Genomic DNA, 24,115 nt, shown 5'->3' on the forward strand with positions numbered 1-24,115 from the left:
GCCAGTTGAACTCCAATTTTTTCTTAAGCTACGATACCAATATTACGCCTGATTTGGTACTTAATGCCATCGTGGGAAACGAGCTTTTTGATATACGACGCGCCAACAGCTCTACCAATAGTTCCAATTTAGTATCGGGCGATTGGCCCAGCATCGCCAATGGAACTACTATTACCTCAAGCAATAGTAAAAATGCCCAGAGGGTGGTTGGATTTTATGGCAACCTAAACCTGGGATTCAAGGAGATGCTTTATCTGAACCTCTCGGCTAGAAAAGATTACGCTTCCAATTTACCTTCTGGCAATCGCTCTTTTTTATATCCTTCGGCGGGTTTGAGTTTTGTGCTCACGGAGGCTGTTCCTTCGTTACAAAATCTATTTACGTTTGCAAAGCTTCGGGCCAATTATGCAGAAGTGGGGCAGTTGGGACAGCTTTTTGTGAATGGAGTGGGATATTCGGCGGCCAATCCGGGATATCAATTTCCGCTCAATGGAGTCGCTGGTTTTTTGCCTAGCAGTACGAGCATTAGCCCCACGCTGCGACCCGAAAATACCCGTAGTGTAGAGTTTGGAACAGAATTACGTTTTCTAAAAAACCGTATCAGTTTTGATTATACCTATTTTAGAAGTCTTTCGGATGGGCAAATTTTCGGCATTCCGCTGCCACCTTCTACGGGTTTTAGTAGTCAGGTCAACAACGCTGGCAAAATGCTCTCGAGAGGACATGAGGTAATGGTACGCATCACGCCTCTCAAAAATCCAAACTTCAATTGGGACCTAAATATCAATTTTTCAAAATATAAAACCACTATTGAAGAACTACCTGGTGGACTGAGCCGAATCGAACTTTCTAATGCCAGCGGAGCCGTACGACTTGTGGCCGAAAAAGGACAAGTATATCCTTCATTCTTTGGGTCAACTTACCAGCTCGACCCTGCTTCGGGGCAGCGCGTGATGAACTCTACCAACGGTTTTCCCTTGGTAAATCCCGTTTCCCAGATTTTGGGTACTCCTAATCCTGATTTTGAATTCAATTTTATTAACAGCCTTCGTTATAAATCTTTTCAGCTAGGTTTCCAGATTGATTGGCGAAAAGGAGGCTTATTTTTCTCGCAACTTCAAGCCGAATCTCGTACACGTGGTTTGTCGGTTGAAACACTCGATAGAGACCAGCAAAAAGTGATACCCGGCAAAAAAGGAAGATTTGTCAATAGTAATTTGGTCATCGAAGGCGACAACGATATTGCTATTTACAAAACCAATCCCTATTGGGCGGCGGTCAACACCATCACCGCTGCCAACCTTGATGATGCTTCTTTTGTGCGGTTGAGAGAAGTAAACTTTAGTTATGATTTACCAACAACGGTTTTCAAAAAAATTGGCTTATCAGGCGCAAGTGTTTTTTTAACAGGACGAAATTTATTCCTGATTACCAAGACATTTGTAGACCCAGAATTAAACATGACCAACACGCTATCGGGCGCAAGTACCGGCAACTCAGTAGGTATTGAATGGTACCAACAACCCCAAACCCGCAGCCTTGGCGGAGGTATTCGGTTGAAGTTTTAGTCCAACTCAAAAAAGATTTTCGATGAAAAAGACCCTATATTTTGCTACTATTTTGGCTTTGGTCAGCACTGCTTGTTCTGATAGCATTTTAAATAAAATCGATACCAATCCCAACATCATTTCAGATGCTCCATTAAATACCCTTTTACCCGCTGCCCAAATGACTACTTTTCAGCGGGTGGTGAGTCCGGTTTCTATTCTTTCAGGCTATACTTCGGAGCATACCAATTTTACGGGTGTCAATACCGCTACTAAATTACAAGTAGGCGGTGGCGGCACTATCTGGAACAATGGCTTCTTGGCTATTCGCTATTTCAATGATGTACGCGACAAAGCGGATAAACTTCAGCGTCCGGGGTATTCGGCCATTGCCGACATCATGTCGGCTTATACCTTGTCTCTTTTGGTGGATGTTTTTGGCGATATTCCTTACAAAGAAGCAAGTAGAGAGGATATTATCCAACCTAATTTTGATAAAGCCCAAGATTTATATGCCGAGATGCAAAAACTCCTAGATAGCGGCATTCAAAAATGTGACCAAGCATCGGCTGCTACGAGTCGCCCCGCCAATGACGACCTTGTTTTTAAAGGCAATATGACCTTATGGAAAAAAACAGCTTGGGCACTGAAAGCCCGTTTGCACAATCGCCTGAGCAATGTTTCGGCGCAAGAAAGCGCCAATCAGGCTATTTTGGCTATCAACAATGCCTTTGCACCTACCGAAAATTTTACGGTATCGGCCTATCAAAGCAACCCTGAAAATGCCAATCCTATCGCCAATAATTTCATGAATGCCGCTACGATTGTGATTGCCGACGGTATTGTGACCGCCATGAAATCATTCTTGGAACCTAACGAAGAGGTGATAGCAGATCCTAGAGCCAACATTTGGTTTACCAAAATAGGCAACAAAGTAGTTACACCTCCTACAAGCCGAGGGAATACCGACGTAACCCTCAACGGAACGCTTTATTCCAAACCTTTATATTTACAAAATCGCCCTTCTCCCCTACCCTTACTGACTTATCCAGAGCTAAAGTTTATCGAAGCCGAAGCACAATTGCGGCTAGGCGACAAAACAAAAGCCTACGACGCTTATCAAACAGCCGTACGCTCAGCGATGAGCCAAGCCGCGATTTTCAACGCCGCTGCTACTCTTACAAGTACGCAAATCGACAGCTACCTCGCTCGTCCCAAAGTACTCATGGGAGCCGATAAGCTTACTTTAAAGGATATCATCAATCAGAAGTATATTTTCTTGTTCATATTCCAAAGTCAGGAAGCGTATAATGACGTCCGTCGTACAGGTCTTATCTCGCTCAACGACCCTGATGGCACTGCCAAACGTTTGCCCTATCCCGTGGATGAGATTTCGCGCAATGCCAATGCGCCCCAAGTTTCGGATCAAAACACAGTTTATCAAGACAATGCCCGTTTGTTTTGGGCAAAATTGTAAACAATTGACCTATCCACTGGGAAAAGCTTTGAGGGTTTTTCCCAGTGAAAACCAATATTACTGATGAAAAAAATCGTCTTTCTTTTATTGTTTTCCCTACCCCTTTTTGCCCAGCCCCACCGCACCGACATCGTCATTTATGGAGCTACTCCTGGCGGGATTTTTGCGGCAATCAACGCCGCTCGACAAGGGCACAGTGTAGCCTTGGTAGAAGAGTACAAATACGTCGGTGGATTAATGACAGGCGGCTTATCGTTTACGGATTTTATCTCTTTGGAAGGACTCAGCGGCACCTTCAACGAATACCGATTTAGGGCATTGGCTTATTACGAAAACAAGTACGGCAAAAACTCACCCCAAGTAAAAGAATGTTACTTTGGGGTCAATGCGGAGCCTCATGTTACTTTGTTGATTTTCAATCAAATGCTGGCCGAACTTCCTTCTATTAAAGTCTATACCCAACACCGGATTGTGAAAGTTGCTACTACCAAAACCAAGCAAGTGCAAACCAAGATACAAGCGGCGACTTTTGTTAATTTGGTGGATAATAAGCCCCTTTCAATTTCAGGTAAGGTTTTCGTTGATGCTACTTACGAAGGGGATTTGGCCGTAGCAGCAGGCGCTCAATATCGCATTGGTCGCGAATCAAGAGAAGAATTTTGTGAGCGTTTTGCGGGGCATATTTTCTCAAAAAGCGGACAAATCCTTCCCGGTAGTACGGGTGAAAGTGACAAAAAAGTCCAAGCCTACAATTTCCGTATCATCATGACCGACTCCGCCGCCAACAGCCGCAAAGTCGAAAAACCCCTCAACTACAATCGTGAGAAATACTTACCTATTGCCTCAGTTTTCAAGAGTGGAAAAGTAAAAAAAATATTTACCCAAACCCCCGACGGAATCCTCCGAGTACAGCCCATCGCCAACCGCAAAGCAGATATTAATGACATCAAAAATGCTCCCGTAAGAATGTCGTCTTTAGGCGAAAATTATGATTATCCTGACGGAAACCCCGAAACAAGAGCACGTATCATCCAAGAGCATCGAGCGCATATTTTGGGAATGATTTACTTTTTACAAAACGACGAAAGTATTCCGCTCGAAGCTCGACAAGAAGCACAAGCCTGGGGATTGGCCAAAGATGAATTTATGGACAACGACAACTTCCCCAACCGACTCTATATCCGCGAAGCCCGCCGTATCATGGGCAAAGTGGTCTTTACCGAAAAAGACACTTATCAAGCGCCTAGTTCGATACGAAGCGTACTTCACGCTAACACCGTCGCAATCTGCAATTATTCTCTGAATTGTCACGGCGTTTCGGCGCCCGGTCCTTTGTATGCCGACATGACCGAAGGGGATTTTAATTTTACACCCCAACCATTCCAAATTCCTTATGGTGTGATGCTACCTCATCATTTTGAAAACCTGCTGGTACCAGTTGCAATTTCGTCGAGTCATGTAGGTTTTTGCGGTATTCGGCTTGAGCCTACTTGGTCGGCTTTAGGACAAGCGGCAGGATTGGCCGCTCATTTGAGCCTCAAAAATGGAGGTAATGTAACCTCCGTTAATATTCCTGAATTACAGTCCCTTTTGTTGAAACAAAAATCCAAACTCATCTATATCAGCGATATAGAAGAGCAATCTCCTTATTTTGAGGCCGCTCAATATTTTGGAATGAAGGGCTTTTTTCATGACTTATACCCATTAGCAGACATTCAAATCAAGCCGCGTGTTATTCACAAATTGCAATATTCGGATGCAATGAGCTATCATAATATTGAACCAGAAAAAAAACTTGACGAATCCTTAGCAAAAAATTGGATCAAAAAATTACCCACCACCCGCCAAGCTAAAGCCGCTGCTTTGTACCAAAACCAATCGTGGAAACGCGGCGAATTTTTAAACGCTCTTTACCAACAAAAACCATAAACCCATGCCAAAAAGAAGAGATTTCCTCAAAGCTGGTGCGGCTTCGGCACTAGCCTCCTTGCCCTCATCGGCCAACGAATATACTCCTCTGGACGATAAAAAAACCGTCAAAGAACCCCTACGGGAGATTCCTATCGTGAGAGAAACCGATGTCATCGTATGTGGTGGCGGGCCTGCTGGTGTGGGAGCGGCTTTGAGTGCAGCGCGTAGCGGTGCCAAGACCACCCTCATCGAATTACACGGTTGTTTGGGAGGGGTTTGGACGGCCAGTTTATTGAGTAATATCATTGACCACGAAGGCAAGCCCGGCATCATGAAAGAAATCATCGAACGCCTTGATACTTCTGATGCTCAGTACACTGCCAAAAAATATGACGCAGAGCTGATGAAATGGACGCTCGAACAAATGTGCAAAGAAGCAGGTGTTGAGGTGCGGCTACACACGCGAGTAACGGCCGCTTATCAAAACAAAAACAAGAAAATAGACTATATCATTACCGAAAGTTTTTCGGGTAGAGAAGCTTGGAAAGCCAAAGTTTTTATCGATACCACGGGCAATGGCGAACTTGCCGCACGGGCAGGTTGCGGGTTTGACGTAGGCGAACCCAATACGAGTCGCGTACAGCCTATGTCGTTGATGGTAATTTTAAGCGGACTTCACGAAAACGATTTAGTGAAAGCGGGCTATGTCAAAGGGAGTGGCAAAGATGGCTCGCCTACCGAACCCGGAAAGCGGAAATTGCACGCCGAAATCTTAAAAACAGGTATCGATGCAAGTTATACCATGCCCTCGTTTTTTGTGATACGCCCCGATATGGTAGCGCTCATGGTCAATCATCAGTACAATGTTTCGTCAACAGATGCAGACGGAATCACCAAGGCCACTATCGAAGCTCGCGATGAAGTAAACCGCATCATTGAAGGTTTGCGAAGTTTGGGTGGTATGTGGTCAAATGTTCGGATTGTGACTACTGCGGCGCAAATTGGCATTCGCGAAGGGCGGCGTATTCATGGTATTTATACCCTCACCAAAGAAGATTTAATCAAAGGTGCACAATTTGAAGACGGCGTATGTAACGTAAAATTTACGGTAGATGTGCATTCGCTCATCAAAGGTGAAGGAGGCGGATATAGCAACAGCGGCGTCAAAATGAAACCTTATCAGATTCCATTGCGCTCACTGATAGCCAAAGATGTCAACAACTTAATGATGGCGGGGCGCTGCATCAGTGGTGATTTTTTTGCCCATGCCAGTTATCGAGTCACTGGCAATGCCGTCCCTATGGGCGAAGCAGCAGGTAGAGTAGCGGCCAAAGCAGCCCTCACCAATCGATTGCCCAAAGAAGTAAGTTGGGGAGAAGTTTAGCTTTTGAGTATATGAAAAGTACAAAAGATTTTATTTGGGTAATATCCCTCCTATTAGGCATCCTAAGTGATGGATTTGCCCAGACCAAAGGTTTTATCAATGCTTCTGACTTTGGATTTTCGCCCGAAGCAAGTGGTACCAAAAATGCCGTAGCACTCCAAAAAGCCGTTGACAAAGGCGGCACGGTGATTGTGAGTAAGCCCGGTACGTACAAATTAGCTGGTACGGTGTACATAGGGAGCCATACTACTTTGGATTTTGGTAATAATGTGTTTATCCAAAAAGTAAACGAAAAGGGAGATTTTTCTCACGTTATTATCAATAAAGGTGCTCCCACCAAAACTTACGACCAAAATATCACGATTCGAGGGCTTCATATTTTGGTCAACAAAATGGACGTTCGGAAATTTGTAGAAGCCTATGGACTTCATGGTCAACTGGCGTTTTTTTACGTCAAAGACCTCAAAATCGAACGCTTTCGCTGTCTGGATTTAGGAAAAGCCCAATATGGTATTCATGTATGTACTTTTGAGGATATTATTATTGATGATGTGATTATCAAAGGAGAAAAAGACGGGGTGCATTTGGGCCGTGGAAAAAGGTTTACGATTCGAAATGGTGTTTTTCAGACTTTCGACGATGCCGTGGCGCTCAATGCCCACGACTATTCCACTGGCAATCCCGAATTGGGATGGATAGAAAATGGCCTCATTGAAAATTGTCATGACCTCAACGCCGAAAACACTACGGGGTATTTTTGTCGAATATTAGCCGGAGCTTGGACTGACTGGAAAGAAGGCATGGAAGTACAGCAGTCGGATGCCGTGATTGCCAATGGGAAAATCTATCGAGTACAGGCCAAACCCGACGGTACGAAGTACATTTCCAACACCAAACCCACCCACGAAAAAGGTAGCATGGTTTTGGATGGCATCAACTGGGGGGTGGTACAAGACGATGTCACTTATACGGCAGGAGTGCGCAATGTCATTTTTAGGAATGTATTCTTAGAAAAACCCCGTATCGGACTTTCTATCCATTTTGACAACGATAAATATAGCCGTTCTTATTACCCCAATGCGCCTATTCCTTTGCAAGAAAAACTCAGTTTTGACAATGTTCGTGTATTACATGATAAGCCTATTCCTTTTTTGTCGATTGCTACTCCCGTAGATTTGGTCACGATTAGTAATTCGACCATCAAAAACAACAACATCAAATTTGTGAGCAACAAAGCCATGACGAATTATCTCAAAACCAACCTTCTCATTTATGGTAGTGCTTTTGATTATGATGGGTCATTAGAACTTATCAACAATTCGGTTACTGGCAAAGTGATTTCGCTCAAAACTTTTGGAAACGTCTCATTAAGGGATGGTTTTTCGGCCAAAATCAAAAACAACAATGGCGAAATAACCGTAGACTCTGACCTGCCTGGTCTAAAATAACAGCATCTTTTGGGGGCTTATAAATGCCTTTTTTGGCATTTGTAAGCGGTATTTCCAAAATTCTTCAAAAAGGCTTTAAGGGTTTTTGAAGAGAAGTTCGTCTTTATAAGACAACCTTTTCCTTTTACAAAATACATTGAATTCAAAACCAATCCTAATGCAAACGACACTCAACCAAAAAACAACGCTCCAGCATCTTCTCAGTATTCCTGTCATTGTAGCCGCTTTGGGTTATTTTGTTGATATATACGACTTGTTGTTGTTCGGAATTGTCAGACTTCCAAGTTTAAGTTCACTCGGTCTTTCAGAATCGGAAGTATCTTCCACGGGTGCCAGCATTCTAAATTGGCAAATGACGGGGTTGTTGTTAGGGGGAATTTTATGGGGGGTTTTAGGGGATAAAAAAGGCCGCCTTTCTGTTCTTTTTGGCTCTATTCTTACCTACTCCATTGCCAATATTCTGTGTGGCTTTGTTCAAACCCCCGAAACGTATAAGATTCTCCGTTTTATTGCGGGTATAGGGCTTGCGGGAGAGTTAGGCGCGGGCATTACGTTGGTTTCCGAAATCCTGCCCAAAAACCTCCGCGCCATTGGTACTTCCTTGGTGGCGGGAGTGGGTTTATTAGGTGCCGTAGTCGCTTACTTTACCGTCGAGTTTTTTGATTGGCGTACGGCTTATTTTATCGGGGGCGGTATGGGAATCACGCTATTATTGTTACGTATTGGCGTTTTTGAATCGGGGGTTTTTGAAAACATCAAATCTCAAAAACACGTAGCCCGTGGCAATTTCTTCTCTTTATTTACCAATCGAGACCGTTTGTTGCGGTACTTAAAGTGCATTGGCATGGGCGTCCCTACTTGGTTTGTGATTGGGATTTTAGCCACTTTTAGCAACGAATTTGGCAAAGCACTTTCCATCAGCGAACCTATCAAACCGGGACTTTCTATCATGTGGTGTTACATTGGTTTATCGGCGGGCGATTTGGTAAGTGGGCTACTGAGTCATTGGTTGAGTTCACGCAAAAAAGCCGTATTGCTTCTGATGCTTTTTACCTTGGTATGTACCCTTATTTACTTGTTTGGAGGTATCCAATCGGCAAGTGCATTTTACGGCCTCACGCTCTTTTTGGGTTTCGGAATTGGCTACTGGGCCATGTTTGTAACGATTGGTGCCGAGCAGTTTGGTACTAATTTGCGCGCTACCGCCGCTACTACCATCCCCAACATGGTACGCGGCACAGTGGTTTTGATGACCACTTTATTTGCCTTCTTTAAAAGCTCTTTTAGTGTCATTGAATCAGGAGCTTTGGTGGGGCTGATTTGTTTTATCATTGGGATTGTATCGACTTTGACCATTGCCGAAACTCACAACAAAGACCTAGATTTTTTGGAAGAATAAAAACACTACCCTAAACCTCTCAAAAAGAGGCGACTCGAAAGGGTCTGCCTCTTTTTTTATCGGGACATGGCCAAACAATCAAGAGAAACAATACCCACTTTGGTATTTATAGAAGTGACGAATGCATCAATAAATGAAAAATAGATTTCTATTTTCATCTAAAATATAAAATATCTTATAAAACACTTATGGTAGATAAAAAATCTTTTATAAACATTAAATACAACTTATTTTTATTTTTTTATAAAACATTTAGGATAAATAGTACTTCTTACTATACCTTTGTTTGAGCGTTTTCAGTAAGGCTTAGGTAGACTCTTGGTCATTTAGATTTAAAAACAAAGCTAAAATAGACTCTCTAAGTTTAAGCTCACGAGTTTCTCCTATTCAGCATGTTAAAAACGTAGGAAGTCTCGTTTAAATTTGCACAAATACTTATGTTTGCCACTTTAAAACATTGATTACGATTCCAATTTTATGTTCTTAGATAAAATTAATACCAAAAGCTCTGGACTTTTATTGTACGGCATCACTCCTCCAAAATCCGAAACTCCTCCCGAAAAGGTGAGCATCATCGCTGAAAAAACTTTAGCCCGACTCATTGATCTCGACATTGATGCTTTGATCATCTATGATGTACAAGATGAATCGACGCGTACTACTGAAGAGCGTCCTTTTCCTTTTTTGGCCGCTTTGGATCCATTTGATTTTGCTAGCCAATATTTGAGTTCTCTCCAAATTCCCAAAATTATCTATCGCCCCGCAGGAAAGTTTTCAAAAGAAGAACTGCGTCAATGGATTGGTCATCTGAAACACAATTCGTTTTATCCTGTTTTTGTGGGGGTGCCTTCCCCTGATTTTAAACCCATTACAAGTTTACCCGAAGCCTACGAAATTTGGCGAGAGTTTAGTGAGGAGTCTGTCATTGGGGCGGTTACCATTCCAGAGCGTCACGCGGTACTTAAAGATGAAGACCAGCGAATGCTCGACAAAATGAATCATGGAGTGAGTTTTTTTGTATCTCAGTGCGTTTTTGATTTAGATTATGCCAAACAAATGTTGATTGATTTGGTCAAAACTTGCGAGTCAACTAAAAGGGAACTACCTACGGTGATTTTTACAATTACGGCCTGTGGCTCCAAAAAAACCCTTCAATTTATGGAATGGCTAGGAATTCATCTTCCTGTGGCTGTCAAAGAAAATTTATTGAATTCTGAGAATATTTTGGCCGAATCGGTGACTTTGGTGCTCCAAATTGCGAAAGAGTTGATTGATTTTTGCAAAACCAACCAAATTCCTTTTGGTTTCAACATAGAGAGTGTGGCTATTAGAAAAGAAGAAATTGAAGCATCTATCGATATAGTCAACCAAATCAAGGTTATGCTACAAGAAAACGGAGTCAGGGCATAAAGTTGTGATTATTCAATAGCCTGTGATGACAGGCTATTGAATAGAGGAAATAACTAAACAGACTTCAGTTTTCTGATTTCTCCGGTTTTCTTATCTCTCAAAAGAGTAATACTACAAGGAGAGTTTCCTCCCATCAGCATTGTAGGTTTCCTCCCATTTTTCTTTTATTCGACAAATACCCTATCTCCTACCTTATTTAACAAAGCTTCAAGTTGTTCGGGTTATCTTATAAAATTAACAAAGTGTTTGTAACTTCTTATAACATCAGTCTTTCGGTTACTATAAACTATACATTGCGATATTACCCTCTTGGTCAAGGGAAAACCAATCAAATTCGTTTCCCCAAAATCTATCTTCAAAAATGTCTTCCTCTTTCATTAGCTATGTTTGGATATAAAATTCAATGGGGATATAATCCCTAGTATAAGATTAAAAAAGTTATTCATCAACAAATTCAGTATCGACCCTCATTACAGATCCTATTAGTTAAGAATTACCATATTGATGACAGGAAGAGAAAGCACGCTTTTGCTCTGCAGCGTATCTTAATAATTTTGTCAATCTACGTCAAACTCTAATATCCAAGGTCTAGTTAGGGATAGGATTTGTGTTTGATTAGTTCGTAAGTTCATGACAATTTATTGATAAAAAAAATGGTTATTATTTATATATAATACCGTATGTATGGGTTTCAAAACTAGAGATTCCTATGAAAGAATTGGAAGGGCAATTGGGGATGATTGGTATCATATCTACAAATGACAGTACTTTTAAAGAATCTTTTTCGTTAAAACGAGTGAAGACTCTTACTAAATTAGTATATTGTATCCCCTTGACAGAAGCTGAAAAAAGTGGAAGAGACTGACCTTTAGGCGTTTTAATTGTAGAAGGGTCTATATTAATGATAAGTGCAGATTTGCCCGAGATAAAATCACAATCTTCAACAATTACCAACTTCCCAGCAGCCAATGGATATTTGATGGGAGCCGGGGAGACACATTTGCAGTTAATTACAAATAAAATAAAATACAAAGCAAATGTATGTTTAATTATTTTTCTTGTCGCTTTCATAACATTTAGTTCGATATGATTTATCGTATTATATGAATAAAAATTGAAATATCATATTGACCTACAATTTACCTAAAGATAGATAGTTTAGGAAATCCAAACTTCATGAGTATTATACTGGTAATCCAGTATTGATTTAATCATTAAGATAGCTGAAATTTGCCAATGAAAACACTCTTGGTTTTTACGTCATTCTTTCAACAAATCCACCAAACTATTTCTCAACTTATGAAGCTCTTCAACACCGCACTTTTCTTATCGCTATTTTTGGTACTTTCTTGCAGCAAGCCCGAAACTGACCTTTCCAATATATCAAGTTCTTACTTTTTAGGAAAATGGGAAATCAAACAGTCTCCTGAGTTTTCAACCCAGCCCTCCCCTTTGTTTATCACATTTGAGAACAATGGCAAAGCTATATCCACCCCATTGCCCCACATGGCCAATACTTGGTATTACAATCCCGAAACCAAGACTTTATCTTTAGGCTCAAACCAACAAGAGTACTCAATAGAGCCTTCTCATCCGGCAGAGTTCAGAGCCGTCGGTAAGTTGAGTGGTAATACCCTTATTTTCCAGAAGCAGTGATAGGCTCTTGGAAAAGATTTGTTTAATCTTCTCTTCTTTTGGTAAGACAAAACCCCGACTTTAGCTTTATATTTCAAATGAAAAGAGCCGTTAAATATCTATTTACATCACAAACGATTGTCGCCAATGACAGGCCACAATGTATTTAATACCCGGTTCCGATTTTCCCCAACCAAAATGTTTTTTCAACAGGCTGTGCTGATTGGATTTTTCCAGCAATGCCGTATTGCCAGGCCACTACGGTTATTTTTAGGGGAGATTTGGCTTTAGGAGGAAGTTTGGTGAAAAATAATTGATGTCCCAACACGTAAGCAGGGCCTTCTTTTACGTAGAAGTGAACGGGTAAGTTCGATGAACTTTTGGCCCGTAAATCAATGGATTTGACTTTGGTAGTTTGATTTGAGATTTGTTCAAAATCAATTTTTTGGCTGATTCCCTCGGTATTTTTAATGGGAAATTTGAGTTCAACTTGTTGAACAACTGATTTGAAACGCTCGTCTCCTTCATTGTGCGCCAGAAGCCAAATGGCATTACTTCGTTTAGGGTTGCTAAACCCCATTCGGTAGAAACTTAGCCTAAAAGTTGTATCATTTATTTTTTGGACTGGCCCACAAATACGGTCAATTGCCAACAATGATGCCGCGTGTTGAGAAGTAGGTTTTATTTTAGAAGTATCTGTAAAAAAAGGTTTTAAGTAAAAGGTGATTCCATCGTTTGCGGGTTTGAATGTAAGGCTGAATTGCCCATGAGATTTAGACGGTTTTAGGGTATCGGCGTTTTGGATAAACCCTAAATATTGATTTCTCTTCCCCCGTGAATGAGCATAATAGGCTTCGGTAGCTCGCGCCATTTCTCCATCAAAACACCACGACGCCACGCTTTTATCGCCACTAAATTGAGAATACGGAGCAGGGGGGGTGGTTGGCGGGGAATTGGGTTGCCAGCGGTCGATAAGCCACCCTTGCTGTGGGTCAATAAAACGAAGCCCGTCGTTGGAAAGGCGATAGTTGGCAGCTTTTTTGATAAAAAATGCGATGTAGTCAACCATCCGTTGGTTATAGTCAAAGTGACCGTGACCTGCATCTGCAAAAAAGGTAATGGGGGTTTTGGGGTGTGTTTTTACGTAATTAAAACCAGGCTGAATACGGTCTTCCCACCATTCTACTTCGCTCATAATAAACAAACCTGGGATTCCTTCCACCGTACGAGTGCCCCAATCAGGGTTTGGTTTGCCGCTGCCTGTGAGGTGAGTGAGGGGGGAATCGCCTTTTATGGATACTATCGCCAAGGTTCGGGTGGGATTCCAAGCGCCAAAATTCCAAGGGAAAGAAGCATGGGCCGAATGCCCAATCGGCACAACGGGAGCCGTTGCTATTTCTTGATAACCAGAGACTTCGGCCAATTGCTTCATCATGCTTTCAAAACCTTCGCCCGCTCCTTTATTGAAGTCAAAAACCATGTCTAAGCCTGGCGTTACCCAAATCGTAGCAAAGCCAATTTCGCTCATCGTCTGTCTGAATTTAGCGTTTTCTAATATTCCTTCCTCTATCATGTTGTGCATTCCCCACACTACGCCCTTTACTTTTTTGCAATTTTCAGGAATCCAGAGAAAAGCGGTGGGGTTATCGTTTATCTCAGGATGTTTGTACCCATCCACTTTCACCGACCATTGCCAAACTTGGGCGTAAAGGGTCGTTTTTAATAAAAGTGTGATAAGATATAGGGAGATGATTCGCATATACATATTTACTTTAGCAGAGAAATCGGTTATATTTGTTAAAAAAAGCACTACAATGACGGTTCAAACCCTTTATGATGATGTGGCTAATTTTATTGCCAACATGAATCCTACTAAAATCCTTGAACTAAAAGCACCCCTTGAAGCTCAAGAGCGTGTACAGGCCTTGATTGAAAAGGAAAAAGAGTCAGCATTGACAGCTACAGAAAAAGATGAACTTGACCATTTTCTTGTTTTGGAACGATTGATAAGGCTTGCTAAAGCACACGCACGCCAGCGCTTGAGTGGTGTATGAGTCAGAAAATACCTCGTGCTATCCGAAATAAAATTATTGAACGAGCTGAGCATCGTTGTGAGTACTGCCGTATTCCTGATACGGATTCATATTATGGATTCCAAGTTGACCATATCATCAGCCGTAAACATGGAGGCGAAGATAAACTTGATAATTTTGCCTATGCTTGTCCTGACTGCAATCGCTATAAAGGTTCCGATTTGGGAACATATCTTGGAAAAAATTTTGACTTTGTAAGATTTTTTCACCCTCGAATTGACGATTGGTCTTATCATTTTGAATTACAAACATCGGGATTAATCATTGGCAAAACTGATATTGGCAATGCCACTCTCAAAATTTTTGCTATCAATCACCCAGACAGAATCATAGAACGTAAAGTGCTGTTTCAATTAGGATTAATGGATTTTTTGTGATATTACAGGCGCTTTATTCCCACATAAGCAATCACCTGAAAATCTACTTTTCCACGTCAATTGTTACCTTACCATCTTTCCATGCAGGTGCTATTGTTTTGTCGTTGATAATCACTGCGTTTGGTTTTTCGGTAGCTCGCAATGAAATGCGCATTAGCGGCTGGCCATCTACTTGTATGTTGACTTCTTTTCCCTCATAATTTGCATTCAGAAAAACCTTAGAAAGGGAATGCAAAAACGTTTTCCCGTCTTTGCGCAAATAACTTCCATTGCTGACAAAAAAAGAGGTCAGATTATCAGGATTGGAACGGTCGGCTTTTTCGGGGAAAGTCACGGCGGTTAAATAGGCGTCGGTTTCCCAACCATTGATGACTGCATTGGCGTTGCGGTGCATAAGGCGGCCATCAGCGAGCAAATTGAGATAAACTTCCGTTATCGTTCCGTTTTGGGTAATCCGTACTCCCTGCCAGTTGTCTCCGCTTATTTTTTCGATTACGGGCAAATTGGTACGCCCTGCGGCTCCATTAGCGCCTGATGAACCAACAAAAGTTTCGACAGCTTTATTGGTGTTATCCAACAATAGAATAGCGTTCCAAAACTTTGTTTGTCGTGAGTTTTCAGCGGGTGAAATGGCATAGTAAGGGATTTTCGTTTTGACGTCACGGTCTTTGATTCCCCATCGTTCTTCCAACTTCATTTTTTCGGGAAAATCGTGCGGATACCCCAATGGCAATGTTTCAGGATAAAGCGGCCGAAACAAAATTGATGCCTCTCCTTGGCTAATTTCGAGGTCGGGGCCTTTTTTCTTGGCTTCGTTTTGGTAATGTAACAAAAACTCAAACTTGCCCGCTTCGTACGTTTTTACATCATCCAAGACCAAAATTACTTTGTCAAGCCACAAAAAATGACGGTAATTCCGCAAAAAATAGCGGGAAGTCGGCCCTGTTGCATCAGCCATGAGGTATTTGAGTGAGCTACCATTAATCAAATGATGCAGACTACCTGACGTTTTTACGGCATGATATTGGTCTTGCGGGTCTTGCGCTTTGCCATTGAACAACATAACGTTGTGAGCTTCACTCCGTACAAAATATGAACTGTACTCAGGTAAACCGTAGCTGACATCACCGCCGTCGATGAGTAAATACTGGCCGTTGTGGTACAACACAAACGAACCTGCATCGGCGTGCGCATGATTCCAAGTATAACCCGATTTTACCCCCAACATCGTCGCATCTTTCTCCCAAGACGAGCGCAACATTCCCCAGCCCATATCTTTGTAAATAGCCGCCGTGGGAAGAGGGTTAGAAAGAGTCGAGTTTTGAATGCCGAGTGTAGAATTTGTATTCCTTTTTCCTAATTCATCATTCTTAATTCGTAATTCTATTGGGTGGTACAACAGCCCCAACGGAGTAGCAAGATTCATGTCTTCTCGCCCTTCGCTGTTGCCTATTTGTTGTAAATACCAATAATAATGAGGATTCCCCATTCCCATCGCCAACATCAATTTGGTGGGACGTTCTCCGTTGGCATAGTCGTTTGAATCACCAAAATTCAGCGACATCATTCGGTGCTTTGACGTGGGATAGGAGGCATGGATAAACCAATCGACTGTCTTTTTGAGGGTTTCATCATAAGGCATTGATGCCTTTCCAAAAAGGTTGGTCCAAGCCAAACGAAACGTAAGGTATTCTGAAACCGCAAAGTTGGCATAACTCACACTTTCGTAAAAGCCTCCATTGGCATCGAAGTTGGAGGGCTTATTTTCCAACACACTTCCCTGAAACGCAAACCATTCTTTGGACGCTCGCATTATTTCCTCAGCCCAGGTTTTGGCTTGGGGCTCTTCGTTCAGTACTGCCATGGAAGCTATCCCTGCTTGGAATACCACCGCCGACCACCAATTATGCCCCATCGAGTTGAGGGTATGAATGCGGCTATCTTCTGATATCCAATCTTTTATGGCAGGTTCAATTCCCAGTTTGATAATTTTATTAGCGATTTCTTTGCGTTCGGAAGGAGTGAGGTAATTGTAAATGCCGTCGAAAGCAATAGCTGTTTGAAAACAGCCACGGGCAGTTCCAAGGCCTGAGTTCCACCGTGGAGTGCGGTCGTCCATGCCGTCCCACTGAGGACGATTTACCCAGTCGAGCAGCAAAAGCTTGGCACGTTCGGCGTATTTGGTGTCGCCTGTCATGCAATAAACCAAAGTCAGGTTTTCCAAATTCCCCCCTTTTCCGTCGAGGGATTTTTCGGTGCGTTGCAGCATATTTTGCCAAGCTTTGGCCAATAAAGTATCGGTTTGGAGGCGTTCTTTGGTAATCTTGACGCGCTCAGGGGTATAAAAAAGATAAGGGTGTGCCTTTTTTGATTGGCCAAAAGTTGTAAAACAGAATAAGTTGAAAAACCAGAAAATGATATGTTTTTTCATGTAAACGGAGTGGTTATTTCTTGATTTTATTGCGGGATATTGCCAGCTTCAAGGAATCTAAAAGTGTTGGAATTGATTTTTGGGTAAAAGCTCGTTGCTAACAGCCCCCATTAAAGCAGCGTATTCGTTGAGTGCCGACTGACGCAGCGCTACTTGGTTCATTAGGCGCGTCTTGATTGCTGGGAAGAATAACTCAGAGGACTGGGCAATGTTTCCCCCAAAAACAATCACGTCGGGTTGGTAAAGAGCCACAAATTCTTCCATTATTATACTCAGATTTTGGGCAAATTCATCAAATGTTTGTCGAGCGGCGGGATTGGTCTCGTAGGTATCCACCAGTTCTTTCACGCCCGTAATGGAATGCTGCGTGAGCTGAAAGTAACGTTTTATAAACCAACGAGTTGAGATGTAGTCTTCGGCTACGCCTTCGTGCAGTGGGTGGTTGATGCCAAGTGCTAAATCGTAAGCCTTTCTGTTTTCAAATAATGACGTACCTAAGCCCGTCCCGAGGGTGATTCCTAATCCTTTCGCAAAACCTTTCCCTGCGCCAAATACCATTTCGCCTGCTAAAAATGCTTCCGCATCATTACTGAAACAGATTTGAGTAGGCGAAATGGTGAGGCGTGCTGCTAATGCCCGACGAATGTCAAGGCCGTAGAGACGGTCGTATTTATTGACGTTTTTCATCCAACAAATACCGTTTTCGTAGTCAAATGGCCCTGGCATGGCAATCCCAATTTGACATTCCGAAAGGTTGTCGGATTGAATAGTTTGCCGAACTGTCGTTGCCCATGTCGTCAATATTTCGTCAGCGGAAGCATGCGAATCAACGGGCATACGTCGTAGTGATGACTCATTGATTGTTCCTGAGACAAGATTAACAACCGCCGCTGTAATGTGTGAACCACCTATATCTACACCTATGTACGTTTTCATTTGAATTTGATTTGAAGACACAGAGTTACTCAGAGTTCGACACGGAGTTTCACTAAGCGGTGCTACTCTGTGAAAAACTTTGTGTTACTCCGTGTCTATTTTACATTTCTTTCAACCAAATGGCCTGCCCTCCCGAGGCTTTAAGATTCACTTTCAACACACTTTTAGCATCTATTTCCTGTGTTTGAATGCCTACTTTGGTTTTGGTGGTTACAGTGTCATCATCTGAGTAAATTTTGGCTTGGTATTTTTTCCCTTTTGGCAAGAAATCGAATTTTACCTCCAAGCTACGGGCGTCATTGTTGGTCATCGTACCAATAAACCAGTCGTTGCCACTTCGGCGAGCAGTGGTGATGTATTGACCGATTTCGCCCTGAAGTACCCGCGTTTCGTCCCAAGAAGTAGGGATTTGTTTCCAAAATTCTAGCTCTGGTTCGCCTTCATATAAAGCAGGTTTGTCGTACCAAAACAAGGTTTGTAAAGGACTGTAATAAACGGCTGCCATGGCCAACTGATGCGCATGGGTGGTTTTGATTCGTTTATCGAAGTAGCAAACGGTATAATCGGCTGCTCCACCGATATAGCGCGTAAATGGCAGTGTGACGTTGTGGGTAGCATCGGGCATTTCTTCATTCCCACGGATTCCTTCGGCCGTCATTAAGTTAGGAAAAGTACGCATCTCACCCGTTGGTCGCCAATCGTCGTGGACATTGACCATGAGTTGATTTTCGGCGCATTTTTTAATCATTTCTTCCACCCATACCGTCCAGCGATGACTCCCGACTTGCACAAATCCGTATTTTACCCCTTTGATACCCCATTTGTGAAAAAGAGGAAAAATCTCATCCGCCTGTTTAACAAGCGCCTGTTTGTTGACGTACAACCAAACTCCCACACCCCGTTCTTTTCCGTACTGCACCACGGCAGGCATGTCAATGGGAGCCTTTACTTGCGTAGCGTCCGAATCCCAAGTGAGGGCAGGGCCGTACCATTTCCAATCAAACAAAATGTATTGTAAACCACGTTGTTGGGCAAAATCAATGGCGGTTTTAGCACCTTCGGTGGTCAGGGTCATTTCGCGGATGATTTTTCCAGGTTTTACCCATGACCAATCTCCCCAGCCCTTGCTTTTATCGGTAGAAACGGGAGGATTAAGGTTGAGCAAAATATCGTTGTTTTCAATCAATTTTCCTGGCGTTTCGGCAATCATAACTACGCGCCAAGGAGTGCCAAAATAGGTAATAGCATCTACTTTGTCGTCGAGCGAAACCAGTATCGAATTAGGTTTGGAGGGATGGAGTTTAAATTTACCGCGTGAGTAATCGGTCATAGCAGCTTCGGCCAAACAAGCATACAAGCCATTTGAAAGTTTTAGGGTCAAAGGCCGTTCGCAATCGTCCACCCAGTTTTGAAGCGGGAGAGGGGCATATTTGCCCTGCGCCCATTGGGTATAATAGGCTAAACTGCCTTCTGGTAGAGCAAACTCCGTATTTTCGGCGGTAATTTGATAATAACTTCCTTTGGGATTTTCAGGGAAGAAATATCGAATAGCAATCCCTTCATTGTAAGCCCTTACCTGAATTTGCATTTTGTAATCGGCATTACTGGCCTTTTGAAACGATAAGGTCGCCGCCTCAAAATGATCCTTAACGACAGAACGCTCACCGTAAAGTGGTTTCCAAGTGGTATCTTGTTTGGAGGTTTCTGTTTTGATAAAGGTAAGGTCTTCACACCAATACTGAGTTTTGTCCACCTTCAAGGCCATCGCCAATTCTGAAAGGTGGTTGTCGAGCTGGATGTCTAAGGCAGACTCTGAAATCACAGGGGTATTTTTGTAGGATACTGTATAAAAAATACTTCGCCGTCCGTCACTCGCTTGTTTTTGATATACTTGGCAGCTTAGATTCTTATCGGGCGACTGAATGATGGTGCGGGTGTTTTCTAACACGCCCGTTTGCCCCCACACCAACTGGTTGAGCAGTAGGGTTAAGAAAAGGAGGAGAGTTGATTTTTGAGCCATGTTTTTTAAAGTTTTTGGTTTAACCTTTCCAAGGTTTTAAACCTTGGAAGGGGACTGTTTTTGAGAGGATAATCGTTTGATGAGGGTTGCGGGTAGGATGTATTTTTGGGGTAAATAATCTTCGGCTCGATGATTCATGTGGTTCAGTAGCGTCAAAATGAGCTGTTGGGCCATTTCATGAACGGGCTGGGCAATGGCCGAAATAGTGGGTTGGTGAATTCGGAACAAGTCATTGTCATCAAACACGACAATGCCAAACTCGCTACCGATGTTGATTTTTAAACGACTCAATACTTCAATGCCGCTGATGGCCAAATAATTGGTAGCAAAAAACAGCGCATCCAACTGAGGATGTTTTCGTAAAAACTGCTCAATTTCATTGGTAATATCCGTCGTTTTGGCCGTCAGATAATCGAACTTAATCATGAGGGTATCTTTGCGGTGTTCAAAAACGGAGCGTTGATAGCCAAGCAATCGGTCAATCATCTGAGCTTGGGCGGAGTCCAAGGTGACTAAGCCAATGTTATGATAACCTTGAGCAAAAAGAAAATCAACAGCTTTGTAGGCACTTTCAAAATTATTCATCCCGACGTAGCTGGCTTCTACATCTTTGCACTGGCGGTCAAAAAGAACAACGGGCAAATTGCTTTGCATCAAGTCACGGATGTCGTCTTCGATGCTTTCGGTGGGCGTGATAATGTAGCCGTCAACGTTTCTTTCCCGAAAAGTTGTTATCAACTCTTTGGCTTTTTTCGGACTATTTTTGGTGCTGCTGTAAATGATTTTATAGCCGTTTTCGTAGGCAATGTTTTCAATGCTCCCCGCAATACTCGAAAAAAACGTATCGGCAATATCCTCTACCATTAGACCGATGACGTTGGTTTTGCCCGTGCGTAAACTTTTGGCTAAATGATTGGGCTTAAAGTTCGTTTTCTCCACAAAATCCAGCACTTTCTGGGTCAACTCCTCGCTGATTCGTTTCTCTTTGGCTTTGCCATTGAGAATGTACGAAACCGTAGCGGTTGAGATTTGCAGTGTTTCGGCTATGGCTTTGATAGAGAGCTTTTTCATTTTGTCTTTTTCCTCAACTTCATCAATGCTTCCACATAGTAATAATCAGCATAATTGATAGAGGCATCTACCTCAGTGCCATTGGGGTGATGCCCTGTTGAATGCAAGAGAATCGCGCTGTTTTTGTCTCCACTTTGGTAACGTGGCGTTGACAATTCAGCTAACATTGCTTTGGCTTTGTCGAAATACAGCTTTTTCTTTGCTGGGTCTTTGACAAATTTTGATAAATCAATCAAAGCCGATGCCGTTACTGCCGCCGCCGATGCATCGCGAGGAGCATTTGGAATTTTAGGGTCATTAAAATCCCAATAAGGTATCAAATCTGCGGGCAAGTTTTTCAAATAAACATCGGTTACTTTCTGCGCAAAGTCCAGAAATTCAGGCTTCTTGGTTTCTTTGAAACACATTGTGAAACCGTAAATAGCCCACGATTGGCCACGTGCCCACATACTGTTGTCGGCATAGCCTTGGTGGGTGACGGCTTTGGTGCGTTTGCCCGTGAGTGTGTCATACACAACTACGTGGTAGGACGTATAATCAGGACGAAAATGGTTGTGCATCGTGGTTTCGGCGTGCTTGACTGCGATGTCGTACAATTTTTTATTTCCCCCGTTTTTGGACGCCCAAAAGAGCAATTCCAAATTAATCATGTTGTCAATGATGGTATTGTGCCCACCAAACTTTTTTACTTCACGCGGCCACGATAAAATTGTTCCCACTTTGGGGTTATACAAGGTTGCCAATACATCCGCCGTTTTTAAAATCACTTTTTTGTATTCGGGATTTTTCGTGATTCGGTAGCCATTTCCGAAGCTGCAAAAAATTTGAAAGCCCAAGTCGTGGTCAAAGGCAGGTTCGTTGGAAAGTGGAGTCAGTAATCGTGAGAAACGGTCTGCTTCTATCTTGAGTTTGGGGTCATGGTTATATTCGTACAAATACCACAGTGTGCCAGGCCAAAAACCGCTTGTCCAGTCACGAAAATTCACAAATCGCCATTGGGTGGAGCTATGATTGATATTTCGGGGAATATCTTTGGTATTGTCAGGAATGAGTGTGAGGGTTTTTTCGACTTGTTTGGCAGAATAGTCTAAACTTTTGTTGATAAAAGCTTGAGCCCATAGTTTGTTTGACAAAACCGTTATCAACAGGATATTAAGCAGAAATTTCATAGTGTTTGTGTTTGGAAGGTAGTGGCGACAGTCGCCGCCACTACGATTACTCACTTAATTAACCTTGATGAAAAAAAACTAATTACCAACCAGGATTTTGAGTAAGGTTGGGGTTTAGCTGAATTTGCTGAGAGGGGACAGGCAACAAATAATTTTTCTCTACCCATCTACGATTACTCTCTAAGCGATAAACACCATTTATCACTTGAGCTTTGATACCCGCCCAGCGCGTCTCGAAGGCAGTTCCTGCCCAAGTAATCCCTTCTAGTGGCATGGGGAGTTCGATTTCTGCTGTTTTCCAACGTTTAAGGTCATCTACGCGAAAGCCCTCAAAGTACAATTCAATATTTCGCTCACGACGGATTTCGGTACGCATATCCAACCCATTGCTACTTACTAAAGCATTGCTCAATTTGGGCATAGTTTTATTTACTCGATTTCTAACGAGATTGAGTGATTTATCTAAATCAGCATCAGAAATAGCTCCATTGCGTTCAAAAACCGCTTCAGCGTAGTTGAGATACACTTCAGCCAACCGAATAATGGGATAATCATATCCTTCTTCGTTATCGTTGAGACGTCGTTCGGTTGCCCACTTTTGGTTCCCATAACCGCTACCCGTGGCGGCGTTGTGTCGTCCTCGGGAGCTTGCTATATCAGCAGCATCTCCTCTCCAGGTAGTACGAGCGCCCGGATTTTCGTTGTCCCAGTGATATTTTCCGTCGAGCATCAAATTATAACGCATCCGATTATCGCGGTTGATAAACTCAGATGTAGTAGTGTTATATCCCTGAAAAAGAGGAGATTTTCCAATAGGAAGACCATCTTGACAGAGGTACATATCCGCAAATTTTTTGGTTACCCAATATATATTGTTTAATGTCGAATGCGTGATATTCATCCGAATTTGGCGAGAAGCAAAATCATAACGATTGCTCAAAATATACTCACGATTAGCAGCTTTGGTCAAGTTGGCAGGATTTGACTGCTGATTTTCAAGAATAAACAGATACTTCTGGGCTGAATCTCCCAACGCCGCCGGCGCAAACAACTGATATTCATTGCTGACAATTACCGTATTACTGGCCGCGATTGATTTATCCAGAAGGATGTTAGCACGAGTAGCATTGCCCCTAAATTTTTGCCAAGTTCCCTCAAAAAGAGTCACCCTTCCCAAAAATGCCTGAGCGGCTCCTTTACTAACACGCCCCTTATCCCCTGCTCCTATCGCACTTTCAAGTGGAAGATCTGCAATCGCGGCTTCTAAATCATTGAGAATAAAATCAACCACTTGTTCTCGACTGTTGCGTGGTGCTTGTAATTCGGGAGATTCGGTCGAAAGCAGCTTATCGACAATCGGAACTTCACCATAAAGTTGAAGCAAATCAAAGTAAAGATAAGCCCTAAAAAACTTCGCTTCAGCCACAAAAACCTTAATATCAGCGGGTTTTGGATAAGTGACGGCTTTATCCAAAAGGTAGTTGACTGCACGAATTCTTGAATAATTCCAGTTGCCATCCGTCAATGGAATGGTATTAGAACCATTGCTAAAGGCATTACCTCCACTCACAAAAAGAAAATCGGCCCGGCGGTCTGAGTGAGGATTATCATCCAAAATAGCATTGAATGTCCGTAAATACGTGTAAAACTCATTAGCAGCTAATTTAAACTGATCGGGCGTTTGCCAAAAACCTGCATCTGAGATTTCGTTGATAGGCTTCATGTCTATCAGCGAGTTACAGCCGACACTCGCCAAAGCAAGTCCAACCGCAAAGATTCTGCAAAAAAGTGTATTTCGAGTCATGAA

General features: G+C 42.6%; 17 protein-coding genes. 9 read left to right on the forward strand and 8 right to left on the reverse strand.

All coding sequences use genetic code 11. The annotated features are described in order from the left end of the window. Positions 1-1,590 precede the first annotated feature (1,590 nt). The 6 genes from G563_RS0109295 (at position 1,591) to G563_RS0109320 (ending at position 10,576) form a co-directional block, all read left to right on the forward strand. A complete protein-coding gene (locus tag G563_RS0109295) occupies positions 1,591-3,024 on the forward strand; it encodes a SusD/RagB family nutrient-binding outer membrane lipoprotein (protein WP_028665087.1) in 1,434 nt (477 codons plus the stop codon). A 63-nt stretch (positions 3,025-3,087) separates the two neighbouring features. After that, a complete protein-coding gene (locus G563_RS34135; protein ID WP_051210849.1) occupies positions 3,088-4,953 on the forward strand; it encodes an FAD-dependent oxidoreductase in 1,866 nt (621 codons plus the stop codon). Between the two features lie 4 nt (positions 4,954-4,957). Continuing rightward, positions 4,958-6,319, forward strand: coding sequence for an FAD-dependent oxidoreductase (locus tag G563_RS0109305; RefSeq protein WP_028665088.1), 1,362 nt, complete (start codon positions 4,958-4,960; stop codon positions 6,317-6,319). An 11-nt stretch (positions 6,320-6,330) separates the two neighbouring features. Beyond that, entirely contained in the window at positions 6,331-7,767 is a 1,437-nt protein-coding gene (locus G563_RS34140; protein WP_051210850.1) for a hypothetical protein, read from the forward strand. A 157-nt stretch (positions 7,768-7,924) separates the two neighbouring features. After that, positions 7,925-9,166, forward strand: coding sequence for an MFS transporter (locus tag G563_RS0109315; protein ID WP_028665089.1), 1,242 nt, complete (start codon positions 7,925-7,927; stop codon positions 9,164-9,166). A gap of 477 nt (positions 9,167-9,643) precedes the next feature. Next, on the forward strand, positions 9,644-10,576 hold the full coding sequence (locus G563_RS0109320; protein WP_028665090.1) for a methylenetetrahydrofolate reductase: 933 nt from the start codon (positions 9,644-9,646) through the stop codon (positions 10,574-10,576). Between the two features lie 660 nt (positions 10,577-11,236). Here the strand turns inward: G563_RS0109320 and G563_RS34145 are convergent. After that, the gene (locus G563_RS34145) at positions 11,237-11,647 is read right to left on the reverse strand and encodes a hypothetical protein (RefSeq protein ID WP_037326279.1); all 411 of its coding nucleotides are present in this window, start codon (positions 11,645-11,647) and stop codon (positions 11,237-11,239) included. Positions 11,648-11,812: 165 nt separating this feature from the next. On the opposite strand from G563_RS34145, the gene G563_RS0109340 reads away from it, so the two are divergent. After that, complete coding sequence (locus tag G563_RS0109340) at positions 11,813-12,232, forward strand: hypothetical protein (RefSeq protein WP_028665092.1); 420 nt, start codon at positions 11,813-11,815, stop codon at positions 12,230-12,232. Between the two features lie 145 nt (positions 12,233-12,377). Here the strand turns inward: G563_RS0109340 and G563_RS0109345 are convergent, their stop codons facing one another. Then, a complete protein-coding gene (locus G563_RS0109345; RefSeq protein WP_028665093.1) occupies positions 12,378-13,970 on the reverse strand; it encodes a hypothetical protein in 1,593 nt (530 codons plus the stop codon). Positions 13,971-14,025: 55 nt separating this feature from the next. Between G563_RS0109345 and G563_RS0109350 the strand changes: the two genes are divergently transcribed. Both G563_RS0109350 and G563_RS0109355 read left to right on the forward strand, forming a co-directional pair. Next, complete coding sequence (locus tag G563_RS0109350) at positions 14,026-14,265, forward strand: hypothetical protein (RefSeq protein WP_028665094.1); 240 nt, start codon at positions 14,026-14,028, stop codon at positions 14,263-14,265. Further along, positions 14,262-14,681 carry an HNH endonuclease gene (locus tag G563_RS0109355; protein ID WP_028665095.1) on the forward strand — a complete coding sequence of 140 codons (420 nt, stop codon included), beginning with the start codon at positions 14,262-14,264 and terminating at the stop codon, positions 14,679-14,681. Before G563_RS0109350 ends, G563_RS0109355 begins: the two co-directional genes overlap by 4 nt. A 43-nt stretch (positions 14,682-14,724) precedes the next feature. Here the strand turns inward: G563_RS0109355 and G563_RS34150 are convergent, their stop codons facing one another. From G563_RS34150 to G563_RS0109385, 6 genes are all read right to left on the reverse strand, one after another. Beyond that, positions 14,725-17,112 carry a heparinase II/III domain-containing protein gene (locus tag G563_RS34150; RefSeq protein ID WP_051210853.1) on the reverse strand — a complete coding sequence of 796 codons (2,388 nt, stop codon included), beginning with the start codon at positions 17,110-17,112 and terminating at the stop codon, positions 14,725-14,727. Positions 17,113-17,169: 57 nt separating this feature from the next. Continuing rightward, positions 17,170-18,048 carry an ROK family protein gene (locus G563_RS0109365; protein WP_028665096.1) on the reverse strand — a complete coding sequence of 293 codons (879 nt, stop codon included), beginning with the start codon at positions 18,046-18,048 and terminating at the stop codon, positions 17,170-17,172. Between the two features lie 100 nt (positions 18,049-18,148). Then, the gene (locus G563_RS0109370) at positions 18,149-20,068 is read right to left on the reverse strand and encodes a glycoside hydrolase family 97 protein (RefSeq protein ID WP_028665097.1); all 1,920 of its coding nucleotides are present in this window, start codon (positions 20,066-20,068) and stop codon (positions 18,149-18,151) included. 36 nt (positions 20,069-20,104) lie between these two features. After that, positions 20,105-21,139 (reverse strand): LacI family DNA-binding transcriptional regulator, encoded by a 1,035-nt coding sequence (locus G563_RS0109375; protein ID WP_028665098.1) that lies wholly within the window; start codon positions 21,137-21,139, stop codon positions 20,105-20,107. Continuing rightward, positions 21,136-22,308, reverse strand: a complete 1,173-nt coding sequence (locus G563_RS0109380) for a glycoside hydrolase family 88 protein (RefSeq protein WP_028665099.1) — start codon at positions 22,306-22,308, stop codon at positions 21,136-21,138. Before G563_RS0109380 ends, G563_RS0109375 begins: the two co-directional genes overlap by 4 nt. Before the next feature lie 82 nt (positions 22,309-22,390). Then, a complete protein-coding gene (locus G563_RS0109385) occupies positions 22,391-24,112 on the reverse strand; it encodes a RagB/SusD family nutrient uptake outer membrane protein (protein WP_028665100.1) in 1,722 nt (573 codons plus the stop codon). Positions 24,113-24,115: the final 3 nt, after the last annotated feature.

The organism is Runella zeae DSM 19591, assembly GCF_000423565.1.
Classification (GTDB): Bacteria; Bacteroidota; Bacteroidia; order Cytophagales; family Spirosomataceae; genus Runella; species Runella zeae.